This is a genomic window from Aeromonas sp. 603607, assembly GCF_049171595.1.
Classification (GTDB): domain Bacteria; phylum Pseudomonadota; class Gammaproteobacteria; order Enterobacterales; family Aeromonadaceae; genus Aeromonas; species Aeromonas veronii.
The window spans coordinates 57,470-80,569 of record NZ_JAAKOV010000016.1; the positions used below are offsets into that span (position 1 = coordinate 57,470).

A 23,100-nucleotide genomic window follows, 5' to 3' on the forward strand; every position below is an offset into this window, starting at 1 on the left:
GTATATTGCCCCCTCTTTGGCACTAACAGACTGAATTGACGCACATTTGCCTCGTTGTATCGGCCCGAAACCGGAGCCCACGGCGTGATTCAGCCCGACAGAGGACCTTTTGATGAAACAGACCCTTCTTGCCCTCACCCTCGGCGGCCTGCTGGCGCTCTCGCCCCTCGCCCTGCAAGCGGCCGAGAGCTCGATGCAGATGGAGCACGACCTCAATACCCTGGTCAGCAAACGCCAGGCGGTGGATATGCTGCTCGGCGAAGCGCTGCAGATCTACAAGTCGCCTGCCAAGATCTCCCACGCCGGTTTTACCGCCAAGATGCCGAGCAATATGGAGCTGGTGACCGAGCGGCTGCTGGCCGCCTACCAGCTTGAACCCTACCGCACCGACCTGCTCATCTCGGCGGCCAACGCCCAGATCTACAACGGCAACCTGAGCCGCGCCATCACCTTGCTGGAGCAGGCGCAGGCCGTCGCCCCCGATGATCTCGACATCAACAGCTATCTCGCCATCTGGCAGCTGGTGAAGGGTAACAAGGAGGCTTCCCGCAGCTATCTGGCGAAAGTGGCGGATCGCAACAGTGGCCGCGCTGCCGATCTGGAGGAGATCATCGCCCGGGTGCAGCGGATCATCGCCGCCCCGCTGCAGACCGAACTGACCGAGGATCAGGTCAAGGCCAGCAGGGAGGGCAAACGCGCCATCGTCACTCTGGGCTACGCCCTCAATCCCGACGGCAGCATGGACAAGATCCTGCTGGGCCGTCTGCAAACCACCCTTGAGCTGGCCAAAGCCGACCCGGAAGCGCTGCTCATCCTGACTGGCGGCATGCCCCAGAACCGCCAGACCGAGGGCAAGCTGATGGCCGACTGGCTGGCCAACCACGGCATCGATCGCAGCCGCCTGATTGAAGAGAACTACGCCACCAGCACGGTGGATAACGCCCTCTACAGCGCCTATGCCCTCGCCCGCCACCAGATTGACTATGCGGTGCTGGTAAGCTCCGCTAGCCATGTACGCCGCGGTCAAACGGTGCTGGAAATCGCCTGCGACCAGATTGGCCCGGCCAACATCAAGGTGGCGAGCGTCAGCTACCCCGACAAACCCCTCGAGGAGCTGGCCACCCCGAGCGAGAGCGAGCTGCTCGGCATCTACCGCGACGCCCTGCGCACCTACGGCATGTGGAGCTACCGCTCCGCCCCGCTGATCGAGCGTTGATCGGCCATCAACACGAAAAAGAGAGGGAGGCGCGATGCCTCCCTCTCTTTTATTGACCGATGATTGGCCAAGCCTCGCCCGTTAGCTGACGATAAAGCCCTGTGAGGGGGCCGCTTTGGGATCGTCACCGAAGCGGTTTGGCCCCTGCTGGCCATTGCAAACCATAAAGTAGATAAGCACCAGGGTGCCGATAATGGGGATGAGCCCGAGCAGCAGCCACCAAGCGCTGCGGTCGGTATCGTGCAGACGACGGGCCGCCACCGCCAGCGATGGCAGCAGCACCGCCAGCGAATAGATGGAGCTTATCAGCTCATTGTCGCCGCCGATCAGCTTGTCCACCATGCCGAGCAGCAACATGACGATGACGTTGCACAGCACGAACATCCAGTATTCGGTGCGACGGGCCCGCCCGCTGAATACCGCATATTGCTTGAGGACCGAGATATACCAGTTCATTGCGCCTCCAGACTGTTTTCAAAAACAAGTAGTTGCAGATCCGAACCGAGCTTAGCGCGATCAGTGTCCGGCGTCGATCACCAGCAGCTCCAGATCCTGGCGACTGACCCGCTTGCTGTCCACCTTCACATAGAGCGAACGTTCCTTCCGTGCCAGCAGTACATCGTTCACCCCGTCGCAGGCTCGGAGTTTCTGCTCCAGTGCAGGGCTCGCCTCCACCCCTTCCGGTAACAGGATGCGCAGACTGCTCACATAGGGGGGCTCCTGCATGGTAAGGCTGACCCCGAGCCAGACAAGGGCCAGCGCAGAGCAGCCGCCAAACACCAGGGCGCCACCACCCAGACTGTAGAGCAGGCCCCCCAGGCTGCCACCGATAGCCACTCCGATAAACTGGCTGGTGGAGTAGATCCCCATGGCCGTACCCTTGTAACCCGGTGGCGACTCCTTGCTGATCAGGGATGGCAGCAACGCCTCCATCACGTTGAAGCCGATGAAGAAGAGCTGCAGGCCGGCGAGCAGGCCCCACAGCTGCAGGCCAGCCTGCCACAGCACCACTTCGGCGCTGAACATCACCAGCACGCAGATCTGGAACACCAACTTCATCTTTCTGCGCGTCTCGGCATAGATGATGAAGGGTACAACGCTGACGAAGGCAATCAGCATGGTGACCAGATAAGCCTGCCACTGGCTGTCCCGAGGCAGACCCGCTTGCTCCAGCAGCGGCGGCAACGCCACGAAGCTCGACATCAACAGGGTATGCACGCACAAAATGCCGAGATTGAGTTTGAGCAGGCGCGGATTGGTCAGCACAGTGCGCATCCCGCCCCTGACCATGCCGGACTCGCGATTGAGCAGATGAGTTGTCGGTGTCGGCACCAGCCAGAGGGTGACGGCAATGCCCCCCAGCGCCAGCAGGGCGATGAGCCAGAACAGGCCGGAGAGTCCCAGCGCATGAGTGATGAGGGGGCCGGTCACCATGGCGATGGCGAAGGTGATGCCAAAGCTCACCCCGATGAAGGCCATCGCCTTGGTGCGGTTCTGCTCGCGGGTGAGATCCGACAAGAGCGCCATCACGGCGGCCGAGATGGCGCCGCTGCCCTGCAGGGCGCGGCCGAGGATCACCCCCCAGATGGAGTGGGTCAGCGCCGCGATCACGCTGCCGAGGGCAAACATCAGCAGGCCGCCGACGATGAGGGGCTTGCGGCCCACCTTGTCGGAGAGCAGACCGAACGGGATCTGGAACAGCGCCTGGGTCATGCCGTAGATGCCGATGGCCAGGCCGATGAGCGCCTCGGAGGCCCCCGCCAGCGACATGCCGTAGGTGGTCAGCACCGGCAGCACCATAAACATGCCGAGCATGCGCAACGAGAAGACGGAGCCGAGCGCCCAGGTGGCACGGCGCTCGCCCCTCGTCATGGTGAAATCATTCATGATGGCCTCGATAGGTCAGGGAAAAGGAAGACTCAAGGGGTGGCCGACACGCGCCATGCCACACCCGACAGAGGGGAAAAGTACCCGATGGGCGGCCCCATAATAACAGAGCCGGGGAGGTTCCCGGCTCTGGATCTCATGCAATCGGAAGCAACGCACACTATCGGAGCAACATGCTCACCAGCGCCACAGGCTCGGCCTCTGGCTGGAAGTCTACCGACATCATGACACTCAGACAGGTAATGGTGACGATGGAAAACATAAACAGCTTGCGCGCCCAGAGAGCATCATCAACCAGCTGTTTGTAACCCGACAGCGCCATCCCCAGCCACCAGACACTCACCGCAGTGGCCACCACCAGATACTTGTAGCCGGCGTAACCGCCGAGGAACAGCATCAGGGTCGGCACCATAAAGGCCAGGATGTAGAGGGTAATGTGGTGCTTGGCCACCGAAATTCCCTTCACCACCGGCAACACCGGAATGTTGGCCGCCTGATAATCCTTGAAGCGGAAAATGGCGATCGCATAGGAGTGCGGCATCTGCCACAGGCTGAAGATCGCCAGCAGGATCAAGGCCCCCGAGTCGAACTGACCGCTCACCGCACAGTAGCCGATGACCGGCGGCGCGGCGCCGGAGAGGCTGCCCACCAGGGTGCCGTAGACCGAGTGACGCTTCATGTAGAGGCTGTAGACCCCCACATAGACAATGAAGCCCAGCACCGCCAGCAGAGCAGCCAACGGATTGGCCGCCCAATAGAGCAGTGCAATGCCCGCCATGCCAAGCGCGGTGGCGTACCAGAGCGATACGCCGGGGGCGATCAGCCCCTTCACCAGAGCACGGTTCTTAGTGCGCTCCATGATGCAGTCGATATCCCGGTCGATGTAGTTGTTGAACACGCAACCGGAGGCCACCACCAGCGAAACACCCACCATGGTCAGCATGAACAGGGGCAGGTCCAGGCTTCCTTTTGAAGCCAGCAGAAATCCCCCGATCACCGAGATGAGGTTGCCGAAGATGATGCCCGGCTTGGTCACTTGCAGGTATTGCTTCATCATTGCCAGCCTGCTCAGTGGACCATCATGTTGATGTTGAGGTTGTACATGATCCACAGGGAACCCACGACCACGATGGCAATGATGAGCACGGTAAAGACCAGTGCCACCAGGTTCCAGCGCTCCTCGGACGAGGTGTTCATGTGCAGGAAGTAGACCAGATGGACAAAGATCTGCACCACCGCCATGCCAACCACGGTGGCCAGCACGGTTCCGTGGGAGGCGGAGCCATCCATCACCATCCAGAACGGGATCGCGGTCAGAATGACTGACAGCACGAAGCCGGTCAGATAGCTCTTGGCGCTGCCGTGGCTGGCGCCGTGATTGTCAACGGAATGACTCATTTACATTGCCCCCATCAGATAGACCACGGTAAAGACGCAGATCCACACCACGTCGAGGAAGTGCCAGAACAGGCTCAGGCACATCAGGCGGGAGCGGTTGCGATCGGTCAGCCCCTTCTTGCTCACCAGCACCATCATCACGATGATCCAGATAAGGCCGCTGGTCACGTGGATACCGTGGGTACCGACCAGGGTGAAGAAGGCGGAGAGGAAGGCGCTGCGATCCGGGCCATAGCCCTCGGCGATCAGGTGATGGAATTCGTAGATCTCCATCGCGATAAAGCCGGCCCCCAGCACGAAGGTCACCAGCAACCAGCCGTTGACGGCGGATAGCTGGTTCTTGTTCATCGCCAGCATGGCAAAACCGAAGGTGATGCTGCTAAAGAGCAGCAGCATGGTTTCGCCAAACACGAACGGCAGCTCGAAGATATCCTTGCCGCTCGGGCCGCCGGCGGTGCCGTTGACCAGGACTGCATAGGTTGCAAACAGGCATGCAAACAGGATGCAGTCACTCATCAGGTAGATCCAGAAACCGAATACCTTGTTGGCACCGGCATCGTGGTGCCCATGATCATGGGCACCGTCGTGAGTGTGATGTAGAACGTCGGTCGCCATTGCTTCACGCCACCTTGTTGATATTTTCAAAATGCTGACGCTCGATCCGCTCGATCTCGTCAACCTGCACGTAGTAATCCACGTCGTCGTTGAAGCTGTGGATGATCCAGCTCGCAATCATGCCGATGAAGCCGGCGATGGCCATCCACCAGATGTGCCAGACCATGGCAAAACCAAACACGGTGGCAAAGCCTGCGATGATGACCCCTGCCCCGGTGTTCTTGGGCATATGGATCGGGTCGTAGTGCTCGGGCTGCTGATAGGCAGAACCGTCCTGCTTGGCTTCCCAGAAGGCATCCAGTCCCTTGATCTTCGGCTCGATGGCGAAGTTGTAGAAGGGCGGCGGGGAAGAGGTTGCCCACTCCAGGGTACGGCCACCCCAGGGGTCACCGGTCAGATCGCGGTTCTGCTCGCGGTCACGGATGCTGACCACCAGCTGGATCACCTGACACAGAACCCCCACGGCAATCAGCGCGGCACCACAGGCAGCCACCACCAGCCAGCCATGGAACTGGGGATCCAGATGCTGGCTGACGCGACGGGTCATGCCCATGAAGCCCAGCACGTAGAGCGGCATGAAGGCGACGAAGAAGCCGACAATCCAGAACCAGAAGGCGCGCTTGCCCCAGACATCGTTGAGCTTGAAGCCGAACGCTTTCGGGAACCAGTAGGTGATACCGGCGAAGCAGCCAAACACCACGCCGCCGATGATGACGTTGTGGAAGTGGGCGATCAGGAACAGGCTGTTGTGCAGCACGAAGTTGGCCGCCGGTACCGAGAGCAGTACCCCGGTCATGCCGCCGATGCTGAAGGTGATAATGAAGCCGACGGTCCACAACATGGGCGAGGTGAACTCGATGCGACCGCGGTACATGGTGAACAGCCAGTTGAAGATCTTCACCCCGGTCGGGATGGAGATGATCATGGTGGTGATGCCGAAGAAGGCATTCACGTTGGCGCCGGAACCCATGGTGAAGAAGTGGTGCAGCCAGACGATAAAGGAGAGCACGGTAATGGCGACGGTCGCCCACACCAGCGAGGTATAACCGAACAGCTTCTTCTTGCTGAAGGTGGCCACCACTTCGGAGAAGATCCCGAACACCGGCAGCACCAGAATGTACACCTCGGGGTGACCCCAGGCCCAGATCAGGTTGATGTACATCATCATGTTGCCACCCATGTCATTGGTAAAGAAATGGGTGCCTAGGTAACGGTCGGCGGTGAGCAGGGCCACCGTGACGGTCAGGATCGGGAAGGAGGCGATGATCAGCACGTTGGAGCACAAAGCCGTCCAGGTGAACACCGGCAGACGCATCATGGTCATGCCAGGAGCGCGCATCTTGATGATGGTGGCGAAGAAGTTGACGCCGGTCAGCAAGGTGCCCAGACCCGATATCTGCAGACTCCAGATCCAGTAATCAACCCCGACCCCCGGGCTGTACTCCAGCCCAGAGAGGGGCGGATAGGCCAGCCAGCCGGTCTGGGCGAATTCACCGACCCCGAGGGAGATGTTGATCAACACCACGGCAGCGGCGGTGAACCAGAAGCTGATGTTGTTGAGGAAGGGAAAAGCCACATCACGGGCACCGATCTGCAGCGGCACGACGATATTCATCAGACCGATCACCAGTGGCATCGCCACGAAGAAGATCATGATGACCCCGTGGGCGGTGAAGATCTGGTCGTAGTGATGCGGCGGTAAAATGCCGTCACCACCAGCCGAAGCCATCACCTGCTGGGTACGCATCATCACAGCGTCGGCGAAGCCGCGCAGCATCATGACCATACCCAGGATCAGATACATGACCCCAAGACGCTTGTGGTCGACCGAGGTAAGCCACTCTTTCCACAGATATTGCCACTTGCCGAAATAGGTGATCAGGCCGGCAACGGCCAGCCCCCCCAAAATGATACCGGCTACCGTCACCATGATGATGGGTTCATGGAACGGAATGGCATCGAGTGTTAATTTTCCAAACATCGGTTATTCCTCGGATCCTGCTTGCACAGCCTTGTTATCCAACGGCGCGTTCATATGTCCGGCATGCTCCTTCTGCCCGTCATGCGCCATAGCGGCATGGTCCATCTGCATATGTGCCATGTCATCGTGATTCATGGCGGCGCCATGCTCTGAGGGGGCTTTATGGGTCATCCCCTTGTGCTCGCCATGCCCCATGTCACCCATAAACTTGTTGATCAGCTTGACGAAAAGGGCCGGATCGGCACTTGAGAAATACTCTACCGGGTGGTTTTCGCTCTTCTTGGCCAGCGCATTGAACTCATCCATGGTGATCAGCATCTTGGGAGAGGCCTTGACTTTGGCAACCCAGGCATCAAAACCGGCCTGATCCTGCGTAGCAATCGCCTTGAACTTCATGCCCGAGAAACCGGCTCCGCTATAACTGCTGGAGATACCGTCATACGCGCCTGCTTCATTGGCAATGAGATGCAACTTGGTCTGCATACCGGCCATGGCATAAATTTGCCCGCCCAGCTTGGGAATGAAGAAGGAGTTCATGACAGTGTCTGAAGTCACCCGGAAATTGACGGGGGTATTGACCGGGAATGCTAATTCATTGACCGAGGCAATCCCTAATTCTGGGTAGACAAACAGCCATTTCCAGTCGAGGGAAATAACATCAATCTGGATCGGCTTCACCGTGGACTCCAGCGGCTTGTAGGGATCCAGTTCGTGGGAAGTTTTCCAGGTAATGGTTGCCAGAATGACGATGATAATAACTGGTACGGTCCAGACAACCGCCTCAATTTTATTGGAGTGAGACCAATCCGGAGTATATTTGGCATTGGTATTTGATGCCCGGTATTTACGAGCAAAGACCACCGCCATAATAATCACAGGGATCACCACAATTAACATCAGCCCCAAGGCGGTTAATATCAGTGATTTCTGTTCCAGACCAATCTGCCCTTTGGGATTCATCAAGGCCATGTCGCAGCCGGTCAGCAAGCTGGCCGATGCGATCAACAGCAAAGCACCCAAGCCCCTCTTTAATTCAAAAGGTCTCATGCAGTGTCCTTATGGTCGCAAGGCTAAAGTTGTAAAAACGGGCAACATTGTGATCAGAACCGGAACATGTAAACAACATGGAAAATTAATCTTAAGATTGTGCCAAACTTGGCCTCAGCATGTGAAAAATGTTAATTTTGCATCCGTATCACTATTAATGGCGCCTTTTCCCATAATTAATCAATGACACTCTCTTCTCAATTTATAATTGGACAGGGAGCATTATCTCGCCAACTAACCTTACATAGCATATGGGTATATATGACGAAAAATTAATCCTCCAGCATGAATAATAAACACCTGTCGACTTTGATGATCTGCGACAATTTGAACTCATCATCATTTACGTAATTAAACGCGACGAACAGAACACAGCACGATATTTTTTAGCTGGATTGTTTTTTAACAATTCGAACCCAAACAGATATGTCACTCCATACTCGTTTGATCAATCTGTTTAATAAGTTATTATCAACCCATATAGACGCCATAAAAATATGGCGGTAGGTTGCGTCCTCTTGCTGCTGGCCAGCTACCCTACTCTGTACTTTTCCATTTTTCATACAGCAGGTATTGCCATGAGTATTACACGCAGAGATTTTCTCAACGGCGTTGCCATCACCATTGCGGCAGGCGTCGCCCCCATCAATCTGCTCAAGGCTGCCGAAGGCGGCAGCACGCTGGCGGATAAAACCCTGGCCTACCCGCCCGCCCTCACCGGCCTGCGCGGCAACCACCCGGGCTCTTTCGAACCGGCCCACAGCATCGCCCGTGACGGCAAGCACTATGATTTTGCCAATATTCCCCTTGAGGGGGAGTACGATCTGGTGATCGTCGGCGCCGGGATCAGCGGTCTGGCCGCCGCCTGCTTCTATCAGCAACTGCTCGGCGCGGATAAGAAGATCCTGCTACTCGACAACCACGATGACTTCGGCGGCCACGCCAAGCGCAACGAGTTCACCACCCCCGATGGCCTGCGTCTGGGTTACGGCGGCAGTGAATCCCTGCAATCACCGCGTTCGGTCTACAGCCCGGTAGCGCTCGGGCTGCTCAAGGCGCTGGAGGTCAACATCGACGAGCTGGCCGCCGGTTTCCAGCAGACCTTCTATCCGGATCTGGGGCTGAGCCGCGGCGTTTATTTCGACGAGAAGCACTTTGGCGTCAACAAGATAGTGAACGGGGATCCGGGCCACAACGTAGCGGATGACATCCCCCGCGATCGCCTGAACGGCCGGCCACTGGCAGAGTTTATCGGTGACTTCCCCCTCGATGATGCCGACAAGGCCGCCCTATTGGCCCTGCACGAATCAAAAATCGACTACCTGAGCGGCATGACCCGCGAGCAGCAGGACGAGTGGGTGACCCGCAACAGCTACACCACCTTCCTGCGCGATAAAGTGGGTCTCAGCGAGCGGGCGATCACTTACTTCCAGCAGCGCACCAACGACTTCCAGGCAGTCGGCATCGACGCCACCGCCTGCGCCGATGCGCGTCTGTGCGCCTTGCCGGGGTTCGACGGCCTCAATCTGACGCCGCTGGATGCCGAGGAGCAGGCGGAGCTGGACGATCCCTACATCTTCCACTTCCCCGATGGCAACGCCGGTCTCACCCGCCTGATGGTACGCAAGCTCATTCCGCAGGTGGCGCCGGGTCACACCATGCAGGATGTGGTGCTGGCCAAGTTTGACTACAGCAAGCTCGACCTGCCGGAGCACAAGGTGCAACTGCGCCTTGGCAGCACGGCGTTGCAGGCCAAAAACGTGCGCCTCACCGACGGCAAGCTGGCGGTGGATGTCACCTACATCAAGGAGGGGAAACTGTACCGGGTGCGGGCCAAGCAGTCGATCATGGCTGGCTACAACATGATGATCCCCTACATGGTGCCCGAGATGCCGGAGCCCCAGAAGGAGGCGCTGCGCCAGAACGCCAAGGCGCCGCTGGTCTACACCAAGGTGGTGATCAAGAACTGGCAAGCCTTCGTCAAGCTGGGGGTACACGAGGTCTACTCCCCGGCAGCCCCCTACAGCCGGGTCAAGCTCGACTATCCGGTCAGCATGGGTGGCTACGAGCATCCCAAGAGCCCGGATCAGCCGATGTGCCTGCACATGGTCTATGTGCCGACCCTGCCGGGCAGCGGCCTCTCGGCCCGCGAGCAGTCCCGCAAGGGGCGCGCCATGATCCTCGGCATGCCGTTCGAGCAGCATGAACAGATGATCCGCGAGCAGTTGCAGGGGATGCTCGGCAGCGCCGGTTTCAACCATGAGCAAGATATCCTCGCCATCACGGTCAACCGCTGGTCTCACGGTTACTCCTATGTCACCAACACCCTGTTTGATGACGAAGCGCAGTGCGAAAAATGGATTGAACTGGGTCGCCAGCCGATCGGCAACATCACCATCGCCAACTCGGATGCAGGCTGGAGCCCCTACGCCCACGCCGCCATCGACGAAGCGTGGCGCGCCGTCAACGAGCTGGTTGCCATGAGCAAGGGAGGTGCCCAATGAGCCGCGCCCTGTCACTGACCGCCAGCGCCCTGCTGCTGGCCCTGCCCGCCCTTGCCGCCAACGCAGCCCCCGCCATGTCTGCGGGGGAATACGTGGCCAAGCTGGGCGATTGCGCCGCCTGTCACACCAGCGAAACCAGCAAGCCGCTGGCGGGTGGCAAAGGGTTCCCGACCCCCATCGGCACCGTATTTGCCACCAACATCACCCCCGACAAGACCCACGGTATCGGCAACTACAGCCTGCCGGAGTTCATCAAGGTGATGCGTGAAGGGGTGGCCCGCGATGGTCATCGCCTCTATCCGGCCATGCCCTACACCGCCTACGCCAAGATGAGCGATAAGGATCTCGAAGATCTCTATCACTACCTGATGAAGGAGGTACAGCCGCTGGCCATCGCCAACAAGGAGAGCGACATCCCCTGGCCCCTCAACATGCGCTGGCCGCTGATGGGCTGGAACTGGGTCTATCACGATGACAGCCGCTTCACCCCGGTCGCAGGCAAGAGCGAAGAGTGGAACCGCGGCGCCTATCTGGTGCAGGGTGCCGGTCACTGCGGCAGCTGCCACACCCCACGCGGATTGGGGATGCAGGAGAAAGCGCTGACCGAGGCGGATCCCGTCTACCTGAGCGGTGCGGCGCTGGATGGCTGGTATGCCCCCGACATTCGTGGCAGCCGTTACAGCAAGCAGGCGCTGATCGATCTGCTGAAAACCGGCCGCAGCCAACATGAAGCGGTCGCGGGCCCCATGGGGGAAGTGATCACTCACAGCAGTCAGTATTTCAGCGACGCCGATCTGGCCAGCATCGCCACCTATCTGACCGATCTGAAAGATGAGCCGATGGCGGAGAAAGGGGCCCGCGCCTACGCCAGTGCCAGCGGCAAGGCGGACTACGCCATGTACTGCTCCACCTGTCACGGGGTCAACGGCCAGGGCAATGACCACGTCATCCCCTCGCTGGTGAACAACCGCACCGTGCTGGCGAGCGATCCGTCAAGCCTGATCAATGTGCTGCTGCACGGCGCCGAAACACCGGTCACCCACGGCCATCTGGGTTACCACATGCCGGGCTATGGCTGGACCATGGATGACGAGCGGCTCGCCGAGCTGGTCAACGCCCTGCGCGCTTCCTGGGGCAATGAAGGCACCGCCGTCAAGGCGGCGGCGGTCAAGGCCCAGCGCGAGCTGCACGGCAAGGAGTAAGGGCGGTCAGCTCTCTCTTGGCCAAGTGCCATAAAAACGGGCCTCCACTGGAGGCCCGTTTGCTATTGATGAACCAGGTTCCGGTACTTATCCCTTGCGGGATTTTGGCCCCGGCAGTGGCGCCGTTGGCTGGCGGTAATCGCCATAGGGGAAGATATTGCGAAACCGCTGGGCCACCGGCTCGGGGATGGATCGGGAGAAGATCAGCTTGACGCCATCGCCATCGCGCTGCCCCACAATGCGACCGCGCACCGTGTCGTGGCGCAGGATCTGCTTGGCATGCTCAATAAAAGCGGGTGACACCTTGCCCTGCTTGACCACTACCTTGCCGGGGGCAAGGCGGATCTCGAACAGGGCGCCATGCCCCAGCTTCATCAACCACCAGATCAGCACAATCGCTACGATCAAGGAAATCCAGGCCATCTTCATCCCTCCCAAGCTCTTGATATAAGGCAGTATAAGCGGCCGTGCGCTCCGATTGTTTGGCGCCGATCACAGCCCCCGCGTCAGCGCAATAGCGCCCCTTTGCTCAGCAATCCTTGCCCCAGCCCACCAGCGTCTCGCGATAGAGCGCCAGCAAGGCTTCATCGCGCACCGCCACCCCGACCTGCTGCGGACGATATGCTGCCCAGTCATCGTGGGAGTGGCGCTTGCCATCGAACTTTTGCAGGGTGTGGCCGATGGCCGGGCCGCTGGTGATCACCCGCACCGGCCCCTCGCGCAGGGTAAAGAGGGTCGGGTCGATGACATAGGCGATGGCGGATGGATCGTGAACGTGGCAACCGGAGAGCCCCAGCTTCTCGGAGTAGAAGCGCAGGTAGAAGCGGCTGACATCCCACAGGAAACGGCCCGGCTCCCCCGCCTTGTCCCTGAGTTCATCCAGATAGGCGCTGCTGAAAAAGCTCTGCTGGGTCACGTCCAGCCCGATGATCACCACCGGCCAGTCGGCGGTAAAGACCCGGTCGGCGGCATCGGGATCGTCGTGGATATTGGCCTCGGCATAGGGGGTCACGTTGCCGCGATGGCCGTTGACGCCAAAGGCGCCGCCCATCACTACCACCTGTTTCACCAGAGAGACAATCTCGGGCGCCTGTTGTAGCGCCAGCGCCAGATTGGTGAGCGGGCCGATAGTGACCAGGGTGATCTCCCCCGGCGCGGCTTTCACCGCCTCGACAATATATTGCCAGGCGGGGCGAGGATCCGGAGCGATAGTCACCTCCCCCGCCTCCATGTCGCCAAAGCCGCTCGGGCCGTGGACTATGGTGGTGGGGCCGACCGGCTCGCGCAGCAGCGGCGCAGCTGCGCCTTTGGCCACATCCGCCTTCATGCCGTACTTCTGCTTGAGCCAGAGGGCGTTGCGGGTGCCATTGTCGATGGTGGCGTTACCAAAAACAGTGGTGATGGCGAGCAGCTCGATGGCGGGGTGGGCCTCGGCAAACAGGATGGCCATGGCATCGTCGATACCCGGGTCGGTATCCAGAATGATTTTATGGGTCATGAGAAATTCCTACGGTGACAAACCCTGCGACAAAAGGGAGAGTCTACCCGGCTGACGGTCTCGTATCCCGGCATGGGATCACAGAGCGGGCCTTTGCTCCCGGCAGCGGGGGCGCTGCTGGCGACAATCTGCACAAAGAACGGCGCGGCCCTGTTGCCAGCGCCGCGCTCTTTATCATTGTTCATTATCTGCTATCTGGCACCGATCTGCCTGACTACGCCCCTCAGTGCTTGCGATGCCAGCGCGGTGAGGTCGCCTTCTCCCCCCAGGGGGTGACGCAGGGGAGCAGCGCCCCTTCAATCACCATCTCGCTGCCTGCCAGCGCTTCGGCGATCTTCTGGTGCAGCACCCGCAGTACCTTGCCCTCGTGCTCGGCCAGAGAGTGGCCCGCGGCAAAGAACTCCGGCTGATATTGCAGTGCCAGCTTCTGGGCGAATTCGTAGGTGTTGAAGCAATCCGGCATCCGCTCAACCACATCTTCAAGCCGGGCCAACAAGCTGTTCAGTTCCCTGGTCATAGTGCTCTCTCCGTATAGGTTAATAACCAAAAACTACCCCTTATTGGATAAGTCACCAACGAGCAAACCACAAAAGTGTGGGGAGACACACAGTTCTCTCTTGCGTCCGGCTCGCGGTGAACGGCAGACAGCTTGCCAGCTTTACATTCCGGTAACAAACAGCTAGATTTAGACCGACTAATCAGTCGGTCATTTTTCATGCGGAGAACAACATGGGTGCGGCGCAGCTTCAACACACTCCTGAGGATATCCTCGCCATCAAATTGTCCCTGCCGGATCAGCTGGCGCGGCTCAAGCGGGCGAGTCTGGCTCACCCCATGCCAACCCTGGCCGAGCGCCGGGCGCAGCTGACCAAACTCAAGCAGGCGTTGCTCGCCCACAAGGGGCCGCTGTGCAAGGCGCTGGCGGCAGATTATGGTCAGCGCAGCCACTACGACAGCCTGATCGCCGATGTGCTGCCCTGCATCATGCAGATCAACTACACCCAGAAGCGGCTCAAGCGCTGGATGCAGCCCCACCGCCGTCACACCGGCCTGCTGCTGGCCCCCGCCAAAGTAGAGGTGCACTTCCAGCCACTCGGGGTGGTCGGCATTATCGTGCCGTGGAACTTTCCGGTGATGCTGAGCCTCGGCCCCCTCATCACCGCCATCGCGGCGGGCAACCGGGCGATGCTGAAACTCTCCGAGTTCACCCCCCATACCAATGCCGTGCTGCGCACCATGCTCACCAGCGTATTTGACGAAAACGAGATCGCCATCATAGAGGGGGATGCCCAGATGGCGGCGGCATTCAGCTCACTGCCGTTCGATCACCTGCTCTTTACCGGCTCCACCATGGTGGGCAAGCTGGTGATGGCCGCCGCCGCGCCCCAGCTCACCCCCCTCACCCTTGAGCTGGGTGGCAAGAGCCCTTGTCTCATCGCCCCCGACATGCCGGTCGCCACCGCGGTCGAGCGGATGATCTTCGGCAAGAGCCTCAACGCCGGACAGATCTGCGTCGCCCCCGACTATGTGCTGCTGCCCCGCAGCGAGGTGGATAACTTTATCGCCGCCTATCGCCGCCACTTCAGCAAGCTCTACCCGCAGGGGCTCAATAGTGCTGACTACGGCGCCATCATCAACGACCGCCAGTATCAACGTCTCGTCAGCTGGCTGGATGAAGCCGAGCAGGCGGGTGCCCAGCTCCACCCCTGTGGCAGCCCGGCCCGCGACGACCAGCGTCGCCTGCTGGTGCCCCACCTGCTGACCGGGGTGCCGAGTCAGTGTCAGGTGATGCAGCAGGAGATCTTTGGCCCGCTGCTGCCGCTCATCCCCTACGACACCCTGGAGGAGGCGCTCGCCTATGTGGCTGAGCGGCCCCGCCCGCTGGCCCTCTATCTGATGAGCTTTGACCCCGAGTTGCAGGCGCGAGTGACCCGGGAGACCCACTCCGGCGGCATGGCCATTAACGAGAGCCTGTTTCAGGTGGCGGCCGACGATGTGCCGTTTGGCGGCATCGGCGCCTCCGGCATGGGCCACTACCACGGCCACGAGGGGTTTCTTACCTTCTCCAAGGCAAAAACCGTGCTGACCCGCGGCAAGTTCACCACCGGCTCCCTGATCCATCCCCCCTACCACAGCTGGATCCAGAAGCTGATGATGGCCTTCTTCCTGCGCTGATGGAGATGACCATGAACCAGGCTATCCCGCAGCCACAAAACATGACCGACAAGCGCCGCCAGATCCTGGATGCCGCCCTCGCCCTCTGCGCCGAAGATGGCCTGCAGGGGGCCGCCACCGCCCGTATCGCCAAGGCGGCCGGGGTGGCCAACGGCACTCTGTTCCACCACTTTCCGAGCAAGGAGGCGCTGATCCTCGCCCTCTATCAGGATGTGAAAACCCGGATGGGGAGCGCCATCCATGAAGCAGATCCCACCCTGCCGCTGTACGACCAGACCCGCCACTACTGGCAGCTGGCGATGGAGTGGATGCAGGCTAACCCCAATGAGCTCAAATTCGTGCTGGGCTTCTTTCACTCCCCGCTGCTGGCCAGACCGGCCCGCAGCCAGATCCTGAACGATGCCCTGCGCTTTCTGCCTGCCCTGCTGGCAAAGGGGCAGGCCAGCGGCGAGCTGATGCAGGCTCCCGCACCACTGTTGCTGGAGGTGTGTCAGGGCCAGTTCCTCGCCTGCGCATCACTGTTTGTCGATCAACCGGAGCTGGGACAGGACGACTACTGGCAAGCCAGTGCCTTTGCCCTCTTCTGGTCAGCCATCTCAGGAGCCAATCCCCATGCGCCTTTCCATACCAACATGGACGTTTGAATCTGCGGCAGCCCTTGGCCGCCGCCTCTGGATCACCACACTGCTCTGGGTGGTGGGTCGTACCCTCTGCCGCGCCGCCCGCACCGACGAGGCAGTACGCCGTGAATTGGCACCGTTGCCGGACGGGTTGGCTATTCGCCTCGAAGTGGGCGGCATCGGCTACGCCATGAACATGCACAAGCAGGGGGGCCGCTGGTATCCCAGCGCGCCAGTCGCCCCCCATGCCACCATCCATCCGCTGCGGGTGCGCTTCAAGCACCCCAATATCGCCTTTCGCGCCCTGAGCTTTCGGCTCGGGGTCAATCAGGCATTTGGCGAAAACCGGCTGCTGGTGGAGGGGGATCTGACCGTTGCCATGCATCTGGTGCGGGGACTTGAGCAGTTGCAGTCCCTGATCCTGCCCGCCTTTATCGCGCGGCCGCTGCTGCGCCACTATCCCGCCCCGACCAACAAGCTTGGCCGGGCCTGCAACATCTATCTGGGTCTGGTGACCGGCTAACGCGCAAGGAGCCTTGAAATGAGCCGCTATTACGATTTTTTCTGCCCGGTCAAACTGCTGGCCGGTGAACAGGCGCTGGAGCAGCTGGCCAGCGAGCTGGCCAGCCTGGGTGCCCATCGCCCGCTGCTGCTGACCGACAAGGGGGTCAATGCCACCGGCCTTGCCACCCTGCTGGCCAATGTGCTGGCCGAGGGGGAGCTGCCGGTTGCCGCCATCTGGGACGAGATCCCGGCCGACTCTTCCACCGCCGTGGTGGAGCGGATCGCCAAACGCTATCGCGAGCTCGACTGCGACAGTCTGGTGGCGCTGGGGGGCGGCTCGGTCATCGACACCGCCAAGGCAGTCAACATTCTCACTTCCATGGGGGGGGATCATCTGCTCGACTACTCGGGCGCCGGTTGCCTGACCCGTCCCCTCAAGCCGCTGGCGGTGGTGCCCACCACGGCGGGCACAGGATCAGAAGTGACATTGGTTGCAGTGATCAAGGATGAGGCGAGCGGGCGCAAGGTGCCCTTCACCTCCCCCTTCCTGCTGCCCCAGCTGGCGGTGTTAGACCCGCGCCTGACCCAGGGGCTGCCCCTCAATATCACCGCCGCCACCGCCATGGACGCCATGACCCACGCCATCGAGGCCTTTATCGGTACCGCCAAGAACCCGGTGAGCGATGCGCTGGCCCTGATGGCAGTGGAGAAGATCGCCAGCGCCCTGCCGCAAATCATCCACGACCCGCAAAACAAACAGCTGCGGCTGCAACTGGCGGAAGGCTCCACGCTGGCTGGCATGGCTTTTTCCAACTCCATGGTGGGGCTGGTGCACGCCCTCGGTCACAGTCTGGGAGCCCGCTGCCATCTGCCCCACGGGCTGTGCATGAACCTCTTTTTGCCGACCGTGCTCGACTACAACCGCCCCGAGGTGGATAGCGAGCTGGCCCGGCTGCTGTTGCCGCTGGTGGGGGCAGAGCGCTTTGCCGCCACCCCGGCCCATCAGCGGGCGGAGGCGACCATCACAGCCATTCGCTCCCTGCGCGACACCTTGTGGCAAGCGGTCAAGCTGCCGCGCACCATGAGCGAGGCTGGGGTAAGCGATCGCTCGCTACTGACCGAGATCCGCGATCTGGCGGTCAACGACGGTGCCCTGCTGTTCAATCGCAAGGACGCCGACCGTGAGCAGTTACTCACCCTGCTGGAGCGAGCCTGGGTCTGATCCCTCCCCTTTGCCAGCACTCTTGTGCTGACACTAACGCGGTGCCCGACTCACCATCGGGCACCTTGATCTACATCGCGATATCGATGCGCCCTCTGTCAAAGGGGGATGATATTGACCACGGGCTCTCATTATCTGTTCTATACCTTGGCTAACAGTTATGTTGTGCCGAGAGACCCAACTTTATGCCAGAGGTGCCCACCATGAGCGACATCATCCATCAGGCCAACCAGCAGCAGTTCATCTGTATGGTGGAGGGTAAAGAGTCGAGACTGCGCTACCGGCGGCTCGATGCCAAGACCATCGACGCCTACAGCACCTTCGTGCCCCCCGAGCTGCGGGTGCAGGGGATTGCCGATCAGCTGGCGCGTGCCTTCTTCAACTGGACTCAGGCGGAGGGGCTCACTATAGTGCCGAGCTGCCGCTACATTGATGTCTGGTTACGCCGCAATGCCAACAACTGAACCTCTGAGCTCCGCCCTCGAACAGCAATTCCAAGCCAAAACAGAAGCCCTGCTGCGGGCCGATCCGCAGCGGATGGCCTGCCTGCAAGCCGCGGCCGAGCTCAATCTGCCCGACTGGGCGCTGGGAGCAGGCTTTATCCGCAACCTCATCTGGGATCACCTTCACCACAAGGCGGAGCCCACCCCGCTCAACGATATCGACCTTATCTATCTCGACAAAACCGATCCGCAAGGGCTGGCCGAGACGGCGCATGAAGCCTGGCTGGCAAAGCGGCTGCCAGATCAGCAGTGGGAAGTGCGCAATCAGGCCCGCATGCACACGCGGCAGCTGGTAACGCCGTTTGCCAGCAGCCTTGAGGCGCTGAGCCACTGGGTCGAAGTGCCCACCTGCATCGGCGTGCGCCTCACCCGAGATGGCGAGTTCGAGTGGCTTGCCCCCTACGGCTTTACCATCAACTGGTCGCTGCAAGTGAGTGCCAACCCCAGATGTCGTCAGGACAAACAGATTTTTACCCAGCGCATCAAGGAGAAACGCTGGCAGGCTATCTGGCCTGACCTTCAGGTAAACTGGCCATAACCTGATTGCAATCTTTCGATAACCTTGGGCACACTAGGGGAAAAGCTGGTTGTAACTCAATGGGTTAAATAATGCGCGACTTCTTCTCTCTCGAACGCTGGCTACCGGGCCTCGCCGCCCTGCTGCATTACCAGCGCGCCTGGTTGATGCCAGATCTTCGCGCCGGACTCTCGGTGGCGGCAGTGGCGCTGCCCGTCGCCATCGCCTATGCCGAGCTTGCCGGGGTAGGTGCCATCGTCGGTCTCTACTCCTGCATCCTGCCCATGCTGGTCTACGCCCTGTTTGGTACCTCCCGCCAGCTGATTGTCGGCCCCGATGCCGCCACCTGTGCGGTCATCGCCGCCGTGGTGACGCCGCTGGCCGCAGGCGACCCAACCCGTCACTGGCAACTGGTGATGACCATGACCGCCATGACCGGCTTCTGGTGCCTGATTGCCAGCCGCTTCAAGCTGGGGGTGCTGGCGGACTTTCTCTCCCGCCCCATCCTGATGGGGCTGCTCAATGGTGTGGCCATCACCATCATGGTGGGCCAGCTCTCCAAGATCTTCGGCTTCACTTTCAGCGAACGTTACCTCATCGAGCGGATCGCCAGCGGGGCTACCTATATTACCCAAACCCATCTGCCGACCCTGGCCATGAGTCTGGTGGCTCTGCTCACCCTGCTGCTGGCCAAGCGCTACAAACCGGCATGGCCCTCCTCCATGGTAGCCATGGTGGTGACCGCTGCGCTGGTGTGGGGCTTTAATCTCGGCCAGTTTGATATCGCCACCCTGGGGACGGTGGGCTCCGGCCTGCCCGCCTTCCAGATGCCGGAATTTCCCCCCGGTCTGATGCGGGAGCTGGTGCTGCCCGCCCTTAACCTGGCCATGGTGAGCTTCGTCTCCATGATGCTGACCGCTCGCAGCTTTGCAGCCAAAAACGGTTACGAAATCGACGCGGACAAGGAGTTTCGGGCCCTCGGTATGGCGAACCTCGCCTCCGCAGTCTCCCAGGGTTTTGCCATCAGCGGCGCGGATTCGCGCACTGCGGTCAACGACGCCAACGGCGGCAAGAGCCAGCTGGTCTCCATCATTGCTGCGGCGGTGATCGCCCTTATCACCTTCTATCTGACGGCGCCGCTCAAATACATTCCCACCGCCGCCCTCGGGGTGGTGCTGGTGATGGCCTCTCTGTCGCTCACCGATTTTCGCGGTCTCTGGGCCCTGCGCCACTCCGATCGCTCCGCCTTCTGGCTGGCGCTGATCACCTTTATCAGCGTGCTCACCATGGGGGTGATCCCCGGGATCACCCTCGCCGTGTTGTTGGGCTTGTTCCAGTTCCTGCGTAATGTGATGCGCCCCACCGACCAGCTGCTCGGCATGGATGACGAGGGGGTAGTACGTACCCTGGGGGACAACGAACAGGCCAAGGCGATCCCGGGTATTCTGGTCTATCGCTTCAACTCGCCGCTCACCTACTTCAATGCCCCCTATTTCAAGCGGCGGGTGCTGGCCCTGCTGGTGCAGGATCCCCGAGCCCCCAAGTGTCTGGTGATCGATGCGGTCGCCTGCTTCACCCATCAGGACATCAGCGTGATGAGCATGGTGGGGGAGCTGCACAAAGATCTGAAACGGCGCGGCATCCATATGGTGATGGCGGGTCGCCACGGCCAGATGACCCACTGGCTAAAGCAGGCGGGTGTGCGGGTGGACGATGAGGGGATCATCCTCTGCCCCGATATGTATCAGGCGCTTCGCCTGACCCGCTGCTACCGCGAGCCGGTGTTCAAGGATGATGCGGTGGTGGAGAGCACCACAGATGCCATCCGCTCCAACTGGCCGCAGGATGATGCCCTGCCCGACTCGGCGCGCCTCACCCTGCCAAGCGAACAGGAGGCGGGCGCCACGCCTGCCTGACCCCTTGCTCTGCACCCCTGGCCGGTGCAATCCTGCACAAGGATTGCACCGGCCTTGGCCTTGGTGTTAAATGCGCCCCCAGAGGGCACTCCCCCGTGCCCTCCCAGCTGTTGGACGTGCCATGCAATCTCAATCCCATGCAGGCCCGGGCACGCTATTTGCGCTGACCTGGCCACTCTTTATCGATCTCGCCCTGCACTTTCTGACCGGCGCCCTCAACACCTTCATGGTGGGTCACGTCTCCTATCAGGGAGTGGCGTCGCTGGCGGTCGGCAATCAGGTGTTCGATCTCGCCATCACATTGTTCAGCTTCGTCAGCATCGGTACCAGCGTGGTGATCACCCAGTATCTGGGGGCAGGCGATCGGGAGAAGAGTCGGGTGGTGATCCACACCGCTATCGGCTTCAACCTGCTGATCGGTCTGGTAGCGGCCATTGGCGTGATGGCGGGGGCCAGCACCATGCTGGCGCTGATGAACCTGCCTGCCAACCTGATGAGCGACGGGACGCTTTACTTGCAGATCATCGGTCTCTGCCTGTTGCCGGAGGCCGCGGCCCTCTGTCTGGCGGCGACCCTGCGCGCTCACGGCCACACCCGTCAGGCGATGTATGTGACCCTGATCGTCAACCTCATCACCTTCGTCGGCAACCTGCTGCTGCTCTACGGCTGGTTCGGCCTGCCCCAGCTTGGCGTCGCCGGTGTCGCCATCAGCACGGTCGCGGGCCGACTGGTCGGCGTGGTGCTGCTGGTGTGGCTGGTAGCCCGCAAGACCGGCATTCGACTGGTGGTGCGCGATATCGTCCACCCCAGCCGGGAGATGCTCGGCAAGGTACTCCATATCGGACTGCCGGCGGCGGGGGAGAACCTCTCCTGGATGCTGCAGTTTATGGTGGTGACAGCCTTTGTCGGACTGCTGGGGGACAAGGCGCTGGCGACCCAATCCTACTTCTTCCAGATCTGCCTGTTTATCCTGCTGTTTGGCCTATCCATCGGCCTTGGCAACGAGATCATCATCGGCCATCTGGCGGGAGCAAGACAGTTCGATCGCGCCTATCAGCAGCTGCTCAAGAGCCTCAAGCTGGGGCTGGCGGTCACCTGCGTCATCGCCGTGGCGGCGGCCCTCAACGGCCGCACCATCATCAGCCTCTTTACCGATGATGCCGACATCATCACCCAGGTGGCGCAACTGTTTCTTATCAGCCTTATCCTCGAGCCCGGCCGCACCTTCAATCTGGTGGTGATCAACGCCCTGCGGGCCACCGGGGATGCCCGTTTCCCCCTCTACATGGCGTTGCTCTCCATGTGGGGAATTGCCGTGCCACTATCCTATTTCCTCGGTATCATGCAGGGTTATGGACTGGTCGGTATCTGGCTGGCGCTGGCCTGCGACGAGTGGGTGCGCGGTCTGGCTATGTTCTGGCGCTGGCGCAGTCGTCGCTGGCAAAACAAAATTCTTGTTGAAACAAAAGCGGAATCACAATGAAGAAGATAGGACTCTTGCTGGCTGCCATCCTGCTCAGCCCCCTGGCCATGGCACAAACTGCCCCTGCCGCTCCCAAGGCTCAAGCCACCCAGACCTGGTATGTGGCCCCCATCGCCATCGATGAAACCAGCGACGCCCAGAAGGCGCTGACCAAGGACTTCATGGCCCAGATGATCAAGACCATCAAGATCAACGAGTACCAGACCGGCAAGGCGGTGGGCAACACCAAAAAGCCCAAGTGGCTGATCCGCACCAAGCTGATCCCCGCCAGCAACGAGCCGCTGGTCGGCAAGAAGCACCCGCAAGGTCTCACCTACGGCAAGGGCAATCCAACCCAGGAGATCGTCGGCGAGCTGTTGATGAACGGCACCCTGGTGGCCCACATCGGCCAGGGCTGGCGCGAGCCTATCGTCCCGGGCACGCCGGTGGCCGAAAAGCTCTCCATCGCCAACTATCGCTACGCCATCGGGGATCAGGCCAAGTCGGCGGATCTGGAGGAGCTGGCGGCCCAGATTGGCTTTGAGGCGGGCAAGGTGATCCACCGCGACGGCAAGCCGCTGCCCGAGAAGAAAAAGAAAAAAGAGCAGGCGGATGAAGATAAAGAGTAACGTTGCCTGCATCCATAAAAAGGGGCCACTCGGCCCCTTTTTTGATCCTGCACCCTCACGCCAACCCTGCCCCTGTTGTGACTTGTCGCACAGTTTGGCTCACCATTCAGATTGACAAATCACTTATCTTGTTTTGATTCAACAAGTTATAAATATCCCGCCGAATACCCCAAATCATTGCCCCCAAATCCGATCAGGATCACA

22 protein-coding genes are annotated in these 23,100 nt (G+C 60.5%); 12 read left to right on the forward strand and 10 right to left on the reverse strand.

The window, feature by feature from the left end; all coding sequences use genetic code 11:
* Positions 1 to 112: 112 nt before the first annotated feature.
* The gene (locus G5315_RS15370) at positions 113 to 1,216 is read left to right on the forward strand and encodes an ElyC/SanA/YdcF family protein (protein WP_421333303.1); all 1,104 of its coding nucleotides are present in this window, start codon (positions 113 to 115) and stop codon (positions 1,214 to 1,216) included.
* A gap of 81 nt (positions 1,217 to 1,297) precedes the next feature.
* Here the strand turns inward: G5315_RS15370 and G5315_RS15375 are convergent, their stop codons facing one another.
* The 7 genes from G5315_RS15375 to cyoA all read right to left on the reverse strand — a co-directional run bounded on the left by G5315_RS15375 (position 1,298) and on the right by cyoA (position 8,144).
* Positions 1,298 to 1,672 (reverse strand): DUF805 domain-containing protein, encoded by a 375-nt coding sequence (locus tag G5315_RS15375; protein WP_005337730.1) that lies wholly within the window; start codon positions 1,670 to 1,672, stop codon positions 1,298 to 1,300.
* A gap of 60 nt (positions 1,673 to 1,732) precedes the next feature.
* Positions 1,733 to 3,103, reverse strand: coding sequence for an MFS transporter (locus tag G5315_RS15380; RefSeq protein WP_421333304.1), 1,371 nt, complete (start codon positions 3,101 to 3,103; stop codon positions 1,733 to 1,735).
* A 160-nt stretch (positions 3,104 to 3,263) separates the two neighbouring features.
* Positions 3,264 to 4,160, reverse strand: coding sequence for a heme o synthase (gene cyoE, locus G5315_RS15385; RefSeq protein WP_216953248.1), 897 nt, complete (start codon positions 4,158 to 4,160; stop codon positions 3,264 to 3,266).
* An 11-nt stretch (positions 4,161 to 4,171) separates the two neighbouring features.
* Positions 4,172 to 4,501 (reverse strand): cytochrome o ubiquinol oxidase subunit IV, encoded by a 330-nt coding sequence (locus tag G5315_RS15390; RefSeq protein WP_421333305.1) that lies wholly within the window; start codon positions 4,499 to 4,501, stop codon positions 4,172 to 4,174.
* Positions 4,502 to 5,116 (reverse strand): cytochrome o ubiquinol oxidase subunit III, encoded by a 615-nt coding sequence (locus tag G5315_RS15395; RefSeq protein ID WP_041208604.1) that lies wholly within the window; start codon positions 5,114 to 5,116, stop codon positions 4,502 to 4,504.
* Positions 5,117 to 5,120: 4 nt separating this feature from the next.
* On the reverse strand, positions 5,121 to 7,097 hold the full coding sequence (gene cyoB, locus G5315_RS15400) for a cytochrome o ubiquinol oxidase subunit I (protein ID WP_421333306.1): 1,977 nt from the start codon (positions 7,095 to 7,097) through the stop codon (positions 5,121 to 5,123).
* Between the two features lie 3 nt (positions 7,098 to 7,100).
* The gene (cyoA, locus tag G5315_RS15405) at positions 7,101 to 8,144 is read right to left on the reverse strand and encodes a cytochrome o ubiquinol oxidase subunit II (protein ID WP_227342352.1); all 1,044 of its coding nucleotides are present in this window, start codon (positions 8,142 to 8,144) and stop codon (positions 7,101 to 7,103) included.
* Between the two features lie 578 nt (positions 8,145 to 8,722).
* Between cyoA and G5315_RS15410 the strand changes: the two genes are divergently transcribed.
* Positions 8,723 to 10,648 carry an NAD(P)-binding protein gene (locus tag G5315_RS15410; RefSeq protein WP_421333307.1) on the forward strand — a complete coding sequence of 642 codons (1,926 nt, stop codon included), beginning with the start codon at positions 8,723 to 8,725 and terminating at the stop codon, positions 10,646 to 10,648.
* Positions 10,645 to 11,850 carry a c-type cytochrome gene (locus G5315_RS15415; RefSeq protein WP_421333308.1) on the forward strand — a complete coding sequence of 402 codons (1,206 nt, stop codon included), beginning with the start codon at positions 10,645 to 10,647 and terminating at the stop codon, positions 11,848 to 11,850. Before G5315_RS15410 ends, G5315_RS15415 begins: the two co-directional genes overlap by 4 nt.
* A gap of 87 nt (positions 11,851 to 11,937) precedes the next feature.
* Here G5315_RS15415 and G5315_RS15420 read toward each other — a convergent pair whose 3' ends face one another.
* The 3 genes from G5315_RS15420 to G5315_RS15430 form a co-directional block, all read right to left on the reverse strand.
* Positions 11,938 to 12,273 carry a DUF3634 family protein gene (locus G5315_RS15420; RefSeq protein ID WP_421333310.1) on the reverse strand — a complete coding sequence of 112 codons (336 nt, stop codon included), beginning with the start codon at positions 12,271 to 12,273 and terminating at the stop codon, positions 11,938 to 11,940.
* Positions 12,274 to 12,379: 106 nt separating this feature from the next.
* A complete protein-coding gene (locus tag G5315_RS15425) occupies positions 12,380 to 13,348 on the reverse strand; it encodes a nucleoside hydrolase (RefSeq protein ID WP_005337734.1) in 969 nt (322 codons plus the stop codon).
* Between the two features lie 223 nt (positions 13,349 to 13,571).
* The gene (locus G5315_RS15430; RefSeq protein WP_005353197.1) at positions 13,572 to 13,865 is read right to left on the reverse strand and encodes a hypothetical protein; all 294 of its coding nucleotides are present in this window, start codon (positions 13,863 to 13,865) and stop codon (positions 13,572 to 13,574) included.
* A gap of 212 nt (positions 13,866 to 14,077) precedes the next feature.
* Here G5315_RS15430 and G5315_RS15435 point away from each other — a divergent pair, with 212 nt between their 5' ends.
* From G5315_RS15435 to G5315_RS15475, 9 genes are all read left to right on the forward strand, one after another.
* Entirely contained in the window at positions 14,078 to 15,523 is a 1,446-nt protein-coding gene (locus tag G5315_RS15435; RefSeq protein ID WP_164536459.1) for a coniferyl aldehyde dehydrogenase, read from the forward strand.
* Between the two features lie 11 nt (positions 15,524 to 15,534).
* Positions 15,535 to 16,167 carry a TetR/AcrR family transcriptional regulator gene (locus G5315_RS15440; RefSeq protein WP_047439265.1) on the forward strand — a complete coding sequence of 211 codons (633 nt, stop codon included), beginning with the start codon at positions 15,535 to 15,537 and terminating at the stop codon, positions 16,165 to 16,167.
* The gene (locus G5315_RS15445) at positions 16,136 to 16,666 is read left to right on the forward strand and encodes a hypothetical protein (RefSeq protein ID WP_263717514.1); all 531 of its coding nucleotides are present in this window, start codon (positions 16,136 to 16,138) and stop codon (positions 16,664 to 16,666) included. The genes G5315_RS15440 and G5315_RS15445 overlap by 32 nt, the downstream gene beginning before the upstream one ends.
* Positions 16,667 to 16,684: 18 nt before the next feature.
* Positions 16,685 to 17,869 carry an iron-containing alcohol dehydrogenase gene (locus G5315_RS15450; RefSeq protein ID WP_374884645.1) on the forward strand — a complete coding sequence of 395 codons (1,185 nt, stop codon included), beginning with the start codon at positions 16,685 to 16,687 and terminating at the stop codon, positions 17,867 to 17,869.
* Between the two features lie 203 nt (positions 17,870 to 18,072).
* Positions 18,073 to 18,333, forward strand: coding sequence for a GNAT family N-acetyltransferase (locus G5315_RS15455; RefSeq protein WP_005337747.1), 261 nt, complete (start codon positions 18,073 to 18,075; stop codon positions 18,331 to 18,333).
* On the forward strand, positions 18,320 to 18,910 hold the full coding sequence (locus tag G5315_RS15460; RefSeq protein ID WP_421333313.1) for a nucleotidyltransferase family protein: 591 nt from the start codon (positions 18,320 to 18,322) through the stop codon (positions 18,908 to 18,910). Before G5315_RS15455 ends, G5315_RS15460 begins: the two co-directional genes overlap by 14 nt.
* A gap of 71 nt (positions 18,911 to 18,981) precedes the next feature.
* Positions 18,982 to 20,805 (forward strand): SulP family inorganic anion transporter, encoded by a 1,824-nt coding sequence (locus G5315_RS15465; RefSeq protein ID WP_421333315.1) that lies wholly within the window; start codon positions 18,982 to 18,984, stop codon positions 20,803 to 20,805.
* A gap of 121 nt (positions 20,806 to 20,926) precedes the next feature.
* Positions 20,927 to 22,288, forward strand: a complete 1,362-nt coding sequence (locus G5315_RS15470; protein ID WP_421333317.1) for an MATE family efflux transporter — start codon at positions 20,927 to 20,929, stop codon at positions 22,286 to 22,288.
* A complete protein-coding gene (locus G5315_RS15475) occupies positions 22,285 to 22,896 on the forward strand; it encodes a hypothetical protein (protein WP_021230678.1) in 612 nt (203 codons plus the stop codon). Before G5315_RS15470 ends, G5315_RS15475 begins: the two co-directional genes overlap by 4 nt.
* Positions 22,897 to 23,100: the final 204 nt, after the last annotated feature.